This window comes from Streptomyces sp. ActVer (assembly GCF_027270795.1).
Classification (GTDB): Bacteria; Actinomycetota; Actinomycetes; order Streptomycetales; family Streptomycetaceae; genus Streptomyces; species Streptomyces umbrinus_A.
Map to the genome: position 1 here is coordinate 1 of NZ_JAPWHT010000257.1, position 14,442 is coordinate 14,442.

General features: G+C 71.3%; 12 protein-coding genes. 2 read left to right on the top strand and 10 right to left on the bottom strand.

The annotated features are described in order from the left end of the window. Positions 1 to 153 precede the first annotated feature (153 nt). The 5 genes from O3Q52_RS33105 to O3Q52_RS33125 form a co-directional block, all read right to left on the bottom strand. Positions 154 to 1,107, bottom strand: a complete 954-nt coding sequence (locus tag O3Q52_RS33105; RefSeq protein ID WP_055612056.1) for an ROK family glucokinase — start codon at positions 1,105 to 1,107, stop codon at positions 154 to 156. A 53-nt stretch (positions 1,108 to 1,160) separates the two neighbouring features. Further along, entirely contained in the window at positions 1,161 to 1,640 is a 480-nt protein-coding gene (locus tag O3Q52_RS33110; protein WP_269652358.1) for a DUF5304 domain-containing protein, read from the bottom strand. A gap of 92 nt (positions 1,641 to 1,732) precedes the next feature. After that, complete coding sequence (locus O3Q52_RS33115; protein ID WP_269652359.1) at positions 1,733 to 2,914, bottom strand: ArsA family ATPase; 1,182 nt, start codon at positions 2,912 to 2,914, stop codon at positions 1,733 to 1,735. A gap of 247 nt (positions 2,915 to 3,161) precedes the next feature. Next, entirely contained in the window at positions 3,162 to 3,605 is a 444-nt protein-coding gene (locus tag O3Q52_RS33120) for an SRPBCC family protein (protein ID WP_055618724.1), read from the bottom strand. A gap of 138 nt (positions 3,606 to 3,743) precedes the next feature. Beyond that, the gene (locus O3Q52_RS33125) at positions 3,744 to 4,568 is read right to left on the bottom strand and encodes a metallophosphoesterase (RefSeq protein WP_269652360.1); all 825 of its coding nucleotides are present in this window, start codon (positions 4,566 to 4,568) and stop codon (positions 3,744 to 3,746) included. 311 nt (positions 4,569 to 4,879) lie between these two features. On the opposite strand from O3Q52_RS33125, the gene O3Q52_RS33130 reads away from it, so the two are divergent. Beyond that, positions 4,880 to 6,676 carry a long-chain fatty acid--CoA ligase gene (locus O3Q52_RS33130; RefSeq protein ID WP_269652361.1) on the top strand — a complete coding sequence of 599 codons (1,797 nt, stop codon included), beginning with the start codon at positions 4,880 to 4,882 and terminating at the stop codon, positions 6,674 to 6,676. A gap of 237 nt (positions 6,677 to 6,913) precedes the next feature. On the opposite strand, the gene O3Q52_RS33135 is transcribed toward O3Q52_RS33130, so the two are convergent. Next, complete coding sequence (locus O3Q52_RS33135) at positions 6,914 to 8,056, bottom strand: glycosyltransferase family 4 protein (protein ID WP_269652366.1); 1,143 nt, start codon at positions 8,054 to 8,056, stop codon at positions 6,914 to 6,916. Between the two features lie 139 nt (positions 8,057 to 8,195). On the opposite strand from O3Q52_RS33135, the gene O3Q52_RS33140 reads away from it, so the two are divergent. Next, positions 8,196 to 9,428 carry a glycosyltransferase 87 family protein gene (locus O3Q52_RS33140; RefSeq protein ID WP_269652362.1) on the top strand — a complete coding sequence of 411 codons (1,233 nt, stop codon included), beginning with the start codon at positions 8,196 to 8,198 and terminating at the stop codon, positions 9,426 to 9,428. A gap of 114 nt (positions 9,429 to 9,542) precedes the next feature. Here the strand turns inward: O3Q52_RS33140 and O3Q52_RS33145 are convergent, their stop codons facing one another. The 4 genes from O3Q52_RS33145 to O3Q52_RS33160 all read right to left on the bottom strand — a co-directional run. Then, the gene (locus O3Q52_RS33145; protein WP_269652367.1) at positions 9,543 to 10,763 is read right to left on the bottom strand and encodes a hypothetical protein; all 1,221 of its coding nucleotides are present in this window, start codon (positions 10,761 to 10,763) and stop codon (positions 9,543 to 9,545) included. 74 nt (positions 10,764 to 10,837) lie between these two features. Further along, complete coding sequence (locus tag O3Q52_RS33150; protein WP_269652363.1) at positions 10,838 to 11,848, bottom strand: NlpC/P60 family protein; 1,011 nt, start codon at positions 11,846 to 11,848, stop codon at positions 10,838 to 10,840. 274 nt (positions 11,849 to 12,122) lie between these two features. Beyond that, entirely contained in the window at positions 12,123 to 13,154 is a 1,032-nt protein-coding gene (locus O3Q52_RS33155) for an NlpC/P60 family protein (protein WP_269652364.1), read from the bottom strand. A 353-nt stretch (positions 13,155 to 13,507) separates the two neighbouring features. After that, on the bottom strand, positions 13,508 to 14,442 hold a 935-nt coding region (locus O3Q52_RS33160), incomplete at its 5' end, for an NYN domain-containing protein (protein WP_269652365.1).

Genomic DNA, 14,442 nt, shown 5'->3' on the forward strand with positions numbered 1-14,442 from the left:
AAGACGTGGCGGTAGCCCCTGCTTTTAAGGGGCGCGGGGAACTGCGCGACCACCCCCCACCGGCCCGCGGATCCCCACGACCCTCACCCCCCAACCCCTCAAACAGAACCGCCCGCCGCCCCCGGAGGGAAACGGCGGGCGGTCGAAGCGCGACTACATGATCGGATCGGGCTCCCGAGCCAGATCCGCCGCACCCACCAGCCCCGCCTCGTTGCCCAGTCGGGCGGCGATGACGTCGGCGACGGGACGCCAGTTGCCGCCCACGAGCCAGCGCTTGTACGACTTGCGGATGGGGTCGAGGACCAGCTCGCCCTCGTCCGAGAGACCGCCGCCGACGATGAACGCGGAGGGGTCGAAGAGCGAGGCCAGATCGGCCAGACCGGCACCGGCCCAGCGGGCCAGCTCGCGGTACGAGTCGACGGCCACGGCGTCACCCTGGCGGGCGGCCATCGAGATGTGCTTGCCCTCGATGCCGTCGGGGGAGCCGTCGCCGAGCGACAGCAGGATCTCCGCGTTCTCGGGGGTCGCGTTGGCGCGCTGCTTCGCGTATCTGACGAGGGCGCGCCCGGACGCGTACTGCTCCCAGCAGCCCTGGGAGCCGCAGCCGCACAGCAGGCCGTCGGGGACCATCCGGATGTGGCCGAACTCGGCGGCCACACCGAAGTGCCCGCGGCGCAGCTTGTTGCCGATGATGATGCCGCCACCGAGGCCGGTGCCCAGCGTGATGCAGATGACGTTGCGGTGGCCTTTGCCCGCGCCGAACTTGTACTCGCCCCACGCCGCCGCGTTCGCGTCGTTCTCGACGACGACCGGCAGGCCCACGCGGGCCTCCACCTCGTCCTTCAGGGGCTCCTGCCGCCAGTCGATGTTCGGCGCGAAGTAGACCGTCGAGCGCTGGCGGTTCACGTATCCGGCGGCACCGATACCCACGCCGACGATCTCGTGCCCCGCCCGGGCACCCTCTACGGCCGCGGCGATCGCGTCCACGATGGCCTGCGGCGTCGTCGGAGTCGGCACCTTGAAGGTCGAGAGGATGTTGCCTTCCTCATCGACCACGCCGGCCGCGATCTTCGTGCCGCCGATATCGACGCCGATGGTGAGTCCCATGAATCCCTCAGTTTCGGTCGAGCCCCGCTACGGCCAACCGTACCCGAGGGGCTTCAGTCGAGGTCGATGTGTTCACCGGGACCGGTGCCCTCGTCACGGGGGCCCGGGGCGGTGTCACGGCTGGTCCAGCGCCGCTCCTGCGCCTCGACGGCGGAGCGGTAGGCGGCGAGCAGTTCGGAGCCCGCGGTGGCGAGGTGGTCGAAGACGTCGGGGTTGCGCTCGATGACGGGCTCGACGGCGGCTTTGGCCTGCTGCACCACCTGGTTGACCATCTGCTGGGCGGCGCCGCCCGCGACCGCGCCGAGCAGCGGCGACTGCAGCCCGGAGAGCTTGTCGGCGACGGCGTCGACGAGCTTGCGCAGTTCCTCGGCGGCCGAGCCGGGCGGCTGGCCGTTCTGGACGCGGCGGCGGGCCTTCTCCGCGGCGAGGTCCTCGGCGCACGCCTTCGCCCAGGCATCGGCGTCGGTCGCGCGCACCTCGTCGAGCGCCTCCTTGGCGGCGTCGGCGTCGGACGTGGGGCGCTCATCGCTCATGGCGGACTCCAAGCGTGGGATCTGTATCTCTCGACGTTACCCGAACGGGGGTACGCCGTTCATCGTGCGCGCGGCCACAGAACGGGACTCTGTCACCTTCCCCGGGGCCACAGGTCCGGGTCCGGTGCGAAGCGGACGGCCAGTTCGCCGTCGCGCAGGGAGGCACCGTCCACCGTGCAGCGGCGCAGGGCGGACGGGAGCGGGACGATCCGGCGGAACTGCCCGGCGGTGACGACGAGTTCGTCGCCACGGCGTACGAGGTCGAGCTCCTCCCGTATCGCGCCGGGGAGGGGGATGTGCCAGACGAGCACGCCGTCGTCGGCGAGCCGGTCGGCGACGGGCCACTCGACCGGTCCCGGGGCGTCGCCCGGCGCGGGCACGGGCAGCGCGGCGAGGTCCTCGGCGCCGCGCGGGTCCCGGCCGAGGTGGGGGAGCTCGCGCACGTCGAACGTCCGCCCCCACTCGTCGCGCCACTCGTCGAGCGCCTTGCGCTGCTGTACGGCGAGGGCGGCGAGCCAGGTGTCGGGGGACGCGTCGGGCAGGACGCGGTTCGCGACCAGGGCGTCGGTGCGCAGGCCACGCAGGGCGAGTCCGGTGGCGGCGGTGCGTACGGCGTCGGTGCCGGCCGGGCCCGGCTCGGCGACCAGCCGTACGGTCGTGGCCGCGTCCTCGACGGCCAGCTGGACGGCGGCCAGCTCGACGTCCCAGCGGGCTGCCGTCTCGTACAGCCACTCCGAGGGCATCGGGACGCCGGCGAGACGGCCGAGCACGGGGCGCAGCGCGCGGGCCGCCTGGCGCTCCGCGGGGAGCAGACGGCGGAGGTAGCGGCGCAGCTGTTCGGGCAGGGCGAGGAGGGCGAGTGCCTGGGGGATGGACGGCAGGTCGACGACCAGGAGGTCGTACGTGTCCGCCGTGGCCGCGTCGCGCAGGGCGCGGAGCAGGGCGAGTTCCTCGGCGCCGGGGAGAGGGGTGAGTTCCTCGCCGTCCAGACGGGCGGCGCCCAGCAGGTCGAGGGCGGTGGCGGCGCGGTCCTGGAACGCGAGGAGGTCCGTGCGGAAGGCCTCGGTCGCGTCCGGTCGCCAGGCGGTGAGGTGAGGGGCGGCCTCGGTGGGGGTGGCACCGGTGGGGGTGCCGAGGATGGCGCCGAGGGTGTCGGTGCGGTCGGCGGTGAGTACCAGGGTGCGGGTTCCCCGGCGGGAGGCCTGCAGCGCCGTGGCCGCGGCGACGGTGGTGCGGCCGGAGCCGCCGGGGCCGGTGATCAGGATGGTGCGCATGTCTGTCAACGGTACCTGTGCCTGGGCGGCGGGCTGAGCAGAGAGGGTTTCGCCCCCGCCGCCCCTACCCGTCCCGTCCCGTTCCTGGGGGCTCCGCCCCCGGACCCCCGCATCGCGCTGAACGCGCTCGTCCTCAAACGCCGGACGGGCTGGGTGGTGGGCCGTGGGTGGGTGGGAGATCGGCCTGAACGGCCTCGTCCTCAAACGCCGGACGGGCTGAAAATCAGCCCCCGCCCACCCGCATCGCCTACTTCTCGCCCGACTCCACGCGCTTCTTCAGGCCCGCCAGGGCACGGTCGATGATGACCTTCTCCGCCTTGCGCTTGATCATGCCGAGCATGGGGATCTTGACGTCGACGGTGAGCTGGTAGGTGACCTGGGTGGCGCCGGTGCCCGCGGGCTTGAGGATGTACGAGCCGTCGAGGGAGCGGAGCATCTGGGACTTGACCAGGGTCCAGGAGACCTCGTGGTCGCCGGTCCAGGTGTATCCGAGGGTCTGGTCGTCCTTGATCGCGCCGGCGTCCATGACGAGGCGCACCTGCTCCGCGCGGCCCTTCTCGTCCGTGGCGAGCACCTCCGCCTCCTTCACCTCGCCGGTCCAGTCCGGATAGCGGGCGAAGTCGGCGATCACCGCCATGACATCGGCCGGTGCCGCCTCGATCGTGATGCTCGAGCTGGTGTGTTCCGCCATCGCTGTGGCTCCTCCAGATGCGGTCCGGACAAAGGGGTGTTCTTCGGGGTACGAACGCTTCCTACCTGTGTATGCAGCGTGAAGGCTACCGCGCGGCGGACGGCCCGCCGCCCCCGGCCCTGCGACCGCCGGTGGCCCTCACCACTCCAGCACCCACGGCTTCCCCGTTCCGGCGAAGTGACCCACGTTGACGCACTCCGTGGCGCCGACGCGCATCCGCCGGGCGAACGGCTGATGGACGTGGCCGAAGAGCGAGTAACGCGGCCTGGTTCGCCGGATCGCGTCGAGCAGTGCCCGGCTCCCCCGCTCGAAGCGCCGCGCCACCGTGTCGTAGACGAGCTCGGGCACCTCCGGCGGGATGTGCGTGCACAGCACGTCGACCTCGCCGACGGCCTCGATCTTCGCCGCGTACTCCTCGTCGCTGATCTCGTACGGAGTCCGCATGGGCGTACGCAGGCCTCCGCCGACGAAGCCGAAGACGCGGCCGCCGATCTCGACCCGCTCGCCGTCGAGCACGGTGGTGCCGGGTCCGGCGTACTCCGACCACAGGGGCGGCACGTCGACGTTGCCGTAGGTGGCGTACGTCGGAGTGGGGAACGCCGCGAACAGTTCGGCGTACTGCTTCCGTACGGCCTTCTCGATGGCGGGTCCGCGGTCGACGCCCGCCCACAGCCGCGCGCCGAAGGCCCGGGCCTCCTCGTAGTGGCGGGCGGTACGGAGCTCGACGATGTGGTCCGTGTTCTCGGTGCCGAAGAGGTCCGGGAAGATGCCGCGGGAGTGGTCGGCGTAGTCGATGAAGAGCACGAGATCACCGAGACAGATCAGGGCGTCCGCACCGTCACCGGCCCTGACCAGGTCACGGACGTTGCCGTGTACGTCGCTCACCACGTGGATGCGCGTCTTCCGGGCCTCGCCGCCCGGGCCGCCGATGTCGTCGGCGTTGCCGCCTTGTGTGCCTGCCATGGCGATCAAGGGTAAGCCTGTGGAGCAAACGTGTGTAGACGCGGGCGGACCTGCAGTTACCTCCCAGTCAGTAACGTGGTGGACTACCCTGCGCGGAGAAACACTCAAGAGGAACACCAACGCGTGTGACGCGGGGAACATCTCACCCGACCCCCCTGTCGTAGAGGCAGTACCGGCGGGTAACGTCCGGGCAGTCCAGTCGTGCTCAGGGTTTCAACCACCTTGGGTCCCAGAGCACACGCCCGAGCCTTGGACCGCTCCGTCGCATCACACGAAGTCGTGGCGTCGGCGCCCTATGAGGAGCAGCAGTCTTGCGCGAGTTCAGCCTTCCGGCTTTGTACGAGGTCCCTGCGGACGGCAATCTGACCGACATCGTCCGCAGAAACGCCGCGCAGCATCCGGACGTGGCGGTCATCGCCCGTAAGGTCGGCGGCACTTGGACGGATGTCTCGGCCACGACCTTCCTCGCCGAGGTACAGGCCGCCGCCAAGGGCCTGATCGCCTCGGGCGTGGCGCCGGGCGACCGGGTCGGCCTCATGTCGCGTACGCGCTACGAGTGGACGCTCCTCGACTTCGCGATCTGGAGCGCGGGCGCGGTCACCGTGCCGGTGTACGAGACCAGTTCGGCGGAGCAGGTGCAGTGGATCCTCGGCGACTCGGGCGCTACGGCCGTCGTCGTGGAGCTGGACGCGCACGCGGCCGCCGTGGAGTCGGTGCGTCACGGGCTGCCCCACCTCAAGCACGTCTGGCAGATCGAGGGCGGCGGTGTCGAGGAGCTCGGCCGGGCCGGCAAGGACGTCACGGACGCCGCCGTCGAGGAGCGCAGCTCGCTCGCCAAGGCCGACGACCCGGCGACCATCGTCTACACGAGCGGTACCACCGGGCGCCCCAAGGGCTGTGTGCTGACCCACCGCAGCTTCTTCGCCGAGTGCGGCAACATCGTGGAGCGGCTGCGTCCCCTGTTCCGTACGGGTGAGTGCTCGGTGCTGCTCTTCCTGCCGCTCGCGCACGTCTTCGGGCGGCTCGTGCAGGTCGCGCCGATGATGGCGCCGATCAAGCTGGGCATGGTCCCGGACATCAAGAACCTCACGGACGAACTGGCCTCGTTCCGGCCGACGTTGATCCTCGGTGTGCCGCGCGTCTTCGAGAAGGTCTACAACTCGGCGCGGGCCAAGGCGCAGGCGGACGGCAAGGGCAAGATCTTCGACAAGGCGGCGGACACGGCGATCGCGTACAGCCGCGCGCTGGACACCCCGTCGGGCCCGTCGATCGGCCTGCGCATCAAGCACAAGACGTTCGACGCGCTCGTCTACAGCAAGCTGCGCGCGGTGCTCGGCGGCAAGGGCGAGTACGCGATCTCGGGCGGCGCCCCGCTGGGCGAGCGCCTGGGTCACTTCTTCCGCGGTATCGGCTTCACGGTCCTGGAGGGCTACGGCCTGACGGAGTCCTGCGCGGCCACGGCCTTCAACCCGTGGGACCGGCAGAAGATCGGCACGGTCGGCCAGCCCCTGCCGGGTTCCGTGATCCGCATCGCGGACGACGGCGAGGTGCTGCTGCACGGCGAGCACCTGTTCAAGGAGTACTGGAACAACGAGGCCGCGACCGCCGAGGCGCTCGCCGACGGCTGGTTCCACACCGGTGACATCGGCACGCTCGACGAGGACGGCTATCTGCGGATCACCGGCCGCAAGAAGGAGATCATCGTCACCGCGGGCGGCAAGAACGTCGCCCCGGCCGTGATCGAGGACCGCATCCGGGCGCACGCGCTGGTCGCGGAGTGCATGGTCGTCGGCGACGGACGTCCGTTCGTGGGCGCGCTGGTCACCATCGACGACGAGTTCCTGGGCCGCTGGGCCGAGGAGCACGGCAAGCCGGCCGGGTCCACCGCGGCGTCGCTCGGGCAGGATCCGGATCTGCTCGCGGCGATCCAGAGCGCTGTCGACGACGGCAACGCCGCGGTGTCGAAGGCGGAATCGGTGCGGAAGTTCCGGATTCTCGCCCACCAGTTCACCGAGGACTCCGGCCACCTCACGCCGTCCCTGAAGCTCAAGCGCAATGTCGTGGCGAAGGACTACGCGGACGAGATCGAGGCCATCTATCGGGGCTGATCCTCACTGGAACAGCCTTGTGGCGCGGGCCCGGTGATCGTGATGGCTGCGGCCCGGTGGGGGCTTGTCGCGCCCCGCGGCGGAGCCGCTTGTGTCACGGCCCCGCGCCCCTAAAAAGACGGTGGGTGCAGCCCCGGCCCCTTTAGGGGCGCGGGGAACTGCGCGATCAGCCACAACGCACCCGCAGTCACCCGGCAACCTGCCCTGCCGAGCTCCAAGAAGCAGCAGGGCGCAGCCCTACAACAGTTCCTTCAGCCTCTCCGCCAGCAGGTCCCAGCGCCACTTCTCCTCGACCCACTCCCGACCCCGCTCCCCCATCCGGCACCGCAGCTCCGGATCGCCGAGCAGGGCGGTGATGCGGTCGGCCGCGTCCTCGGGGGAGCCGCCCCGGACGACCCAGCCGGTCTCGCCGTCGAGGACGGCATCGGGCGCACCGCCGGAGTCGCCGGCGACCACGGGAAGCCCGGTCGCGGAGGCCTCCAGGTAGACGATGCCCAGGCCCTCGACGTCGAGACCGCCGCGGCGGGTGCGGCACGGCATGGCGAACACGTCACCGGCGCCGTAGTGGGCGGGCAGTTCGGACCAGGGAACGGCCCCGGTGAAGCGGACGGAGTCGGCGACCCCGGTCTCGTGCGCGAGCCTGCGCAGATCCTTCTCGTACGGCCCGCCGCCCACGATCAGCAACACCGCTTCGGGCTCGCTCGCCAGGATCCGCGGCATCGCGAGGATGAGCGTGTCCTGGCCCTTGCGCGGCACCAGCCTAGAGACGCAGACGACCACCGGGCGGTCGGTCAGACCGAGCCGGGCGCGGACGACGTCGCCGCCCGAACCGGGGTGGAAGGTCTTCTCGTCGACGCCGGGCGGCAGTTGGGCCATCCGCGCGGCCGCCCCGGGCGTCAGCGCCGCGGCGATCCGCGAGCGTGTGTACTCGCCGAGATAGGTGATCGTGTCCGTCGACTCACCGATCCTGCGCAGCAGCTCGCGCGAGCCAGGCAGTTGCGCCCACCCCGCCTCGTGCCCGTGCGTCGTGGCCACGAGGCGCTCCGCACCGGCCTTCCTCAGCGCGGGCGCCAGCAGCCCGAGCGGCGCCGCGGCACCGAACCACACCGACGTACAGCCGTGTTCCCGGAGCAGCCCCACGGCCCGCTGGGAGACCCTCGGAGTGGGCAGCAGCATGGTTGTTCGGTCGCGTACGATGGCGAAGGGCTGTTCGGCGTCGAAGGCGGCCGTCGCCTCGGCTCCCTCCCGGCCCCGCTTCCAGGTGGAGGCGTAGACGACGAGCCGCTCGGGGTCCAGGCGCAACGCCATGTTGTGCAGGAAGGCCTGGATGCCGCCCGGCCTCGGCGGAAAGTCGTTGGTCACGATCAGGGTCTTGTGCATCGCCGTCGACAGTACCGAAAGCACGGAAGTACCGAACCCGCACCCGGCAGCTCCGCACGGCCGCGCTTCATGGCCCTCGCACAGCCGCGCGGGGAATCATGGCCGCACACAGGATCCGTACGGAACAGGACAGGTGGGCATGACGGGAGCGAGGGGGGCGAGGTTCCCGTATCCGCTGGTGGGGACCTGGGGCCTGACCAGGCTGATGCTGCTGCTCTTCGTCTTCAAGGTGTGGATCTTCCCGGGCCCCGATGTCACCAGCGACGTCTCGGTGATCTACCACGGCTGGTACGAGGTCCTGCGCACCGGCACCTTCCCGCTGGACGACGTGACCTGGCAGTACCCGCCGGCCGCCGCGCTCGCGATCCTCTCCCCCGGGCTGCTGCCTTTCCTGGAGTACACCTCGGCGTTCTTCGTCATGGCCTTCCTCGCCGACCTGGTCGCCTTCGGTCTGCTCCTGTACGCGGGCCGGCGCCCGGGCAAGTCGCTGCGCGGCGCCTGGGTGTGGGTGGTGGGCGTTCCGCTGCTCGGGCCGACGGTGTACTCGCGGTACGACGTGATGGTGACGGCCGTGGTCGTGGCCGCGATCCTCGCGGGTGCCCGGCATCCGCGCGTGATGGGCGTGCTCGCCGCGTTCGGCGCGATGCTGAAGGTGTGGCCGGCGCTGCTGCTCGTGGGCTCGGCGAAGCGGAGGGCGTGGGGCGCGGCGGCGGCGACGGCCGCGGGGCTGGCACTGTTGTTCGCGGTGTCGATGCCCGGCGCCTTCGCGTTCATGACCTTCCAGCGCGACCGGGGTACCGAGGTCGAGTCCCTCGGCTCCCTGGTCTTCCACATCGCCCGGCACCACGGGTGGGAGGGCCAGGTCCTGCTCAACTACGGCTCGGTGGAGTTCCTCGGCCCGTACGTCGACCTGGTGAGCACGGCGGCCCTGCTGCTGACGGCGCTCGCGTTCGGCTGGCTGCTGATGTGGCGGCTGCTGGCGACGCGCTTCCTGGCGCACACGGTCGCGGACGCCGCGTTCGTGGCGGTGCTCCTGTTCACGACGACCAGCCGGGTGATCAGCCCGCAGTACATGGTGTGGCTGGTCGGTCTGGCCGCCGTGTGCATGGTCTTCCGCGGCAGCCGGATGGGGCTGCCGGCCGGGATGGTCCTGACGGCGTGCTTCTTCACGGTCCTGGAGTTCCCCGTCTATTTCGCGAACGTCGTCGGCAGCGACGGCCTCGGCATCACCCTGCTCCTGATCCGCAACGGCCTGCTGGTCGCGGCGTCCGTCACCGCGGGCACCCTCCTGTGGCGCGACACGGTGTCGTACTCGACCCCGCCCGAGCTCCCCGCTCAGACACCCCGCACCCAGGAGACGCTGAGCTCCTGACGGCGGCCTGCGCAACGGGGCGAGGCGGACAGCCTGCAGTGCCGGAAGCGCCCCTTCTTCTAGGGGCGCGGGGAACTGCGCGACCAGCTCCCACTCGCCCGCAGCCGACACACATCACCCAAGCCGATCCCGCACATACGCCCGCCACAACCCCGTGAACTCCTCCAGCGACGTACCCAGGACCTCCTCCAGCCCCGCCTCCACCGCCCCGGCCCGTTTCTCCCGCTCCCCCACGGCCCGGTAGAACTCCCCCAGCCGGACCTCACCCCACCGCTCGGCGATCATCCGGCAGGCCAGCCAGCCACCCTCATAGGCCCGCGCCAGCGAACCCGCGTCGCCGCCGAACCCGAAGTCCTCGTCGCCCGGCAGCGCGTCGGGCACCCGCCCCTCGGCCACCGCCCGCGCCAGCTCCGGCGCGGCCTGCGGGGCCGTGCGCCCGGTGCCGCGGTAGCCGACCCAGTCCGCGTACCCCTCGGAGAGCCACAGCGGAGTGGCCGCCGAGGTCGACGCACGGGTCGCGACATGGGTGGTCTCGTGCGCGAGGACGACCTGCCGCCCGAAGGCGCCCAGCACCCCGTACGCGTCGGGGTTGACGATGATCCGGTCGGCCGGCGCCTTCGCGGATCCTCCCCCAGCCTCCGGCCGGGGGGACCCCCATTTCGCTTCGCTCACCGCGCCCGTGGTGACCGCGGCGATCCCCCGGTACCCGGACGCGGGCGCCCCGAGCAGCCCCGCCATCCCGTCCAGCGACTTCGGTACGAGGACGACGACCCGCCGCGACCACTCCTCGCCCCACGCCTCCCGCACCGCGGGCACCGCGCGGTCGGCCAGTTCCGCGTAGTGGCGCAGCGCGCCGCCCGGGCGCCCGACGCCCAGGACGAGGCTGTGCTCGCCGCGTACGGCCTGGACGGCCCCCTGCTCCCACAGTTGCTGACTGGAGTCCTTGGCGGGCCGGTCGGCGGTCACGTACCAGCGCCCGTCGGCCCGTGCCAGGCTCAGTGTGCGGGCGGTGACGACGGGGGCCTGGTCGTAGCCCTCTATGCGGTAGCGGAGTTCCGCGTCGGCCGTGGCGCGGTCGCCGGAGCGGTGCAGGCCGGTCACGCGGTACGCCCAGTCGGCCAGCGGGACCCCCCGCAGGTTCCTGAACTCGGTGCGCGCGGCGGCCCGTTCCCCGGCGGCGACGGCGGCCGGTGCCTGCGTCGCCACGAACTCCCGCTCGCTGCCGTCGCGCACCGCCGCCGCCCGGGTGTCGAGCACGCGCTGGACGTCACCGGACGCGCTGTCGGTCCCGGAGCCGCCTCCGCAGCCGGCCGACGCGGTCAGAGCTGCCAGCAGCAGCCCTACGACCCACCTCGGCGCACGCCCACGACCAGCCACGACCCTGATCGTACGGCGCCCCGCCCGTGGGGTCAGGGGCGCGTCACGGTGTTGACGGGCATCATGCCCACCGGGTCGTAGCGCACCGAGGCGCCCGGGTAGGGCGCGTGGATCACCTGTCCGTTGCCCACGTACATCCCGACATGGCTGGCGTCGCCCCGGTAGGTGACGATGTCGCCGGGCTGCGCCTGGGAGAGCGGCACCGGCCGTCCGGTCTGCGCCTGGGCCTGCGAGGTGCGCGGCAGACCGACACCGGCCTGCGCGTACGACCACTGGGTGAGGCCCGAGCAGTCGAACCCGGAGGGTCCGTTGGCGCCCCAGACGTACGGGCGCCCGACGGCCGAGCGGGCCGCGGCGACGGCGGCGGCCGCACGGCCGGAGGACGGGACGGCACCGGTGAGGTCGGGCACGCGTCCCGAGCGGGAGGCCCGGTCGTAGGCGGCGCGGTCGGCGCCGGGCAGGGCGTTGAGCAACTGCCGTGCCTTGGACAGTTTCTGCTCGACGGTGCGCTTGTGCCGGGCGACTGCCTTGCGGCTTCTGTCCAGTTCGCCGAGCTTGCGGGTCGCCTCCTCGCGCTCCTGGGAGAGATCTCGCATGGCGCCCTGCAGTTCCTTGAGTTCCCCGGCCTGCCGGGAGCTGATCCGGTCGAGCGCGGCCGCCTTGTCGAGGTACTCGTCGGGGTCGTCGGAGAGCATCAGCGCCAGCGAGGGATCGAGGCCGCCGGAGCGGTACTGGGCCCCGGCGAGCGAACCGAGCGCGTCCCGCATGGCGTTGATGCGGTCCTGCTGTCTGGCGATCCGGTCCTGCGCCTTGTCCACCTGGTCGCGCAGTGTGTCCGAGCGCTCGTCGGCCTTGTTGTACGACTCGGTGGCGCGCTCGGCCTCCTCGTACAGCCGGTCCACCTCTGCACGGGTGTCGTCCTGCGGCGCGGCGCCGGCCGGCAGAACGCCGAGGGCCGCGGCCGCGGCGGTCAGTACGCACAGGGTGGCGCCTCGGGCGCCCCGGTCGAAGCCGGACGGTACAAGGCGGCGATGGGACCCCACAGGAAGCCGCACTCCCTTCCGCTGACGTGCCCCCGGAGTTGAGGGAATCGTGGCAGACAGTAGCCGTGCGACTACACAGTGGCCAAAGACCCGTACGGGTACACAACGTGACGCCCCGCCTCAGACGCAGGTCATCGGCGGGGCGTGGGGTCAGCGGGAGTTGCGGGAATTCGCCCGTTCGGGCGGCGTGGCGATCAACTTCCCGGCGGGCCCGGAGAGGTCCGGGCCGGAGGACGGAATCAGATCGCGGACGACCGGGCGAGGGAGCCGGGGATCAGACCCGGACGCCGAACTGGAAGGTGCCGATCGTGCTCATCGACTCGAGACGGACGACGGCGCCCGGCTTCGGGGAGTGCAGGAGGATGCCGTTGCCCGCGTACAGACCGACATGCCCCAGGTTGTTGAAGAAGGCCAGGTCGCCGGGCTGGAGCTGGTCGCGGGTGATCCTCGTGCCGTCGTTCTGCTGGGTGTACGTGGTCCGGGTGAGAGACACCCCGGCCTGGGCGTACGCCCACTGGGTCAGCCCCGAGCAGTCGTACGAGTTGGGTCCGCTGCCGCCGGAGACGTACGGCTTGCCCAACTGGGTCTTGGCGGCGGCGAGGGCCGCGGCGCCGCGCTCGGAGGCGGGCACCTCGTTGCCGAGCTCGATGCGGTCCCCGGCGTCGCGGCTTGCGCGCGTGTCCGCGGCCTTCAGGGCCGCCTGCTCCTGGGCGGTCAGGGTGTTGAGGAGCTTGCGCGCGTCGGCGAGCTTGGCCTGGACTTCCTTCTTCTTCTGACCCAGGGTCTTACGGGTCTCGGAGAGGTCCTTGAGCTTGCCTGCGGCTTCCTGACGCTGCTGGGCGAGGGTCCGCTGCTTCTCCTGGACCTTCTTCAGCGCCTCGACCTGCTGGGCGCTCAACTGGTCGATCGTGGACGCCTTGTCGAGGTAGTCGTCCGGGTCGGAGGAGAGGAAGAGCTGGACGGAGGGATCGATCGCGCCCGTGCGGTACTGGGAGCTGGCCATCAGACCGAGGCTGTCGCGCATGGTGTTGAGCTCGTCCTGGCCTCGCGCGACCTGGTCCTGGATGGTGTCGATCTCCTTTTCGAGCTTCTTCACCTTCTCCTCGGCGCCGTTGGCCCTGTCCGTGGCCCGTGCCGAGTCCTCGTAGAGCGCGTCGACCTTGGCCTTGACCTCGTCCTTGTTCGGCTTCTCACTGGGCGCGGCGTTGGCCGCCTGCGAGCTGAGGGCCACGGCCGCAGCGGCGGCGGTGGTGAGCACGGTCACGCGGGTGCGGCTCGGCTGCTTCGGTCGACGGTGGGACGCCACGGAGGCGAGCTCCTTCATTACCTCAGCCGCCCACCGAGAACACTGGTTGGCGGTGCCCCTCCACCGTCACTCCCAATGAGCGATCACCCGAGTGGAGGTTCGACGCCCGACCCTAGTGATGTTCTTGCGATCAGTTCAAATCCTCCTCGGAAAAATCTCGGTCACCGACCGCATTCTTCGCACTCAACTCACATGCAGTAATGCTCGCTTGACGCTACGTTGCGTGAAGGTTTCGCCAATTCGGGCAAGCTGCACATGTGTTGCACTTGGGGTGTCTGTTACGTAGGTGACGTACACCATCAGAAGGTCGGCCCCACGAAATCCCCTTGCGCGGCCGCTTGAAACCCGCTCGCTCAGCCGCGCGAGAACCGCTTCAGGAGCACCGCGGAGGCCACTGGGCGCGCTCCCGCCTTCGCCACCCCGTCGGCCACCTCGCGGTCGGTCGAGACGACGATGACGGGCCGCCCGGGCGGCTCGGCGCGCACGAGCTGGCGGATCAACTCGTCGGCGGTGACGCCGGGTTTGGAGAAGAGCACCCGCACCCCGCGCGGCGGCGCGAGCAGTACCGGGGCGGCCAGCTCGGCCCCGTCGAAGACACAGGTGACCTCGGCGCCGGTCTGCGCGGCGAGCTGCGAGAGCTGCCCGAGGAGCCGCAGCCGCTGTTTCTCCAGGGGCATCTGCGGATAGCCGGTCTTGGTGACGTTGTAGCCGTCGACGACCAGATGCGCCTGCGGCAGCGCGAGCAGCTGGTCGAGGATCGCGGGATCGTTTTCGGACAGCGCGCGGGCCGCAATGTCTTTTGGTGTCATCCGTCCCGGTTCGACCGCTTCCACGGTCTCCGCGGGCCGCACCGACACCGGCGGCAGTGCGAGTTCGCGCCGCAGCCCCTGTGCCGCGTCGAGCACGGTGTCAAGCAGCAGCCGTACGCGCATGTCCTCGACGCTGCGTCCCTCGCGGGCGGCGCGACGGGTGGCCTCCAGGGTGGCCTCGACCTCGCTCAGCCGCGCCTTGAGCCGCCGGGTCTCGCTCTCGGCGGCGGACACGTGGGCCTGCCCCTCGCCGCGGACGGACTCCATCTCGCCCCGCAGCTTGCGCAGGGCCGCCTCGCCGCGCTTGACGTCACTCAGGGCCCCGCGCAGCTTGCGGTGAAGCGATTCGGCTTCCTTCTTCGCCGACTCCAGCTCCGTCCGCAGCCGCTCCGTCTCGGTGCGGGTCTGGCCGCGCGCCTCGGCGAGCTCCTCGCGCAACCGGTCCAGCTCGGCGCGGGTCTCCTCGTCGGCGCGCTCCC

Bases quoted from the DNA above. Each gene is read 5' to 3' on its own strand.
- O3Q52_RS33105 (WP_055612056.1), bottom strand. From the start codon at position 1,107: ATGGGACTCACCATCGGCGTCGATATCGGCGGCACGAAGATCGCGGCC.
- O3Q52_RS33110 (WP_269652358.1), bottom strand. From the start codon at position 1,640: ATGAGCGATGAGCGCCCCACGTCCGACGCCGACGCCGCCAAGGAGGCG.
- O3Q52_RS33115 (WP_269652359.1), bottom strand. From the start codon at position 2,914: ATGCGCACCATCCTGATCACCGGCCCCGGCGGCTCCGGCCGCACCACC.
- O3Q52_RS33120 (WP_055618724.1), bottom strand. From the start codon at position 3,605: ATGGCGGAACACACCAGCTCGAGCATCACGATCGAGGCGGCACCGGCC.
- O3Q52_RS33125 (WP_269652360.1), bottom strand. From the start codon at position 4,568: ATGGCAGGCACACAAGGCGGCAACGCCGACGACATCGGCGGCCCGGGC.
- O3Q52_RS33135 (WP_269652366.1), bottom strand. From the start codon at position 8,056: ATGCACAAGACCCTGATCGTGACCAACGACTTTCCGCCGAGGCCGGGC.
- O3Q52_RS33140 (WP_269652362.1), top strand. From the start codon at position 8,196: ATGACGGGAGCGAGGGGGGCGAGGTTCCCGTATCCGCTGGTGGGGACC.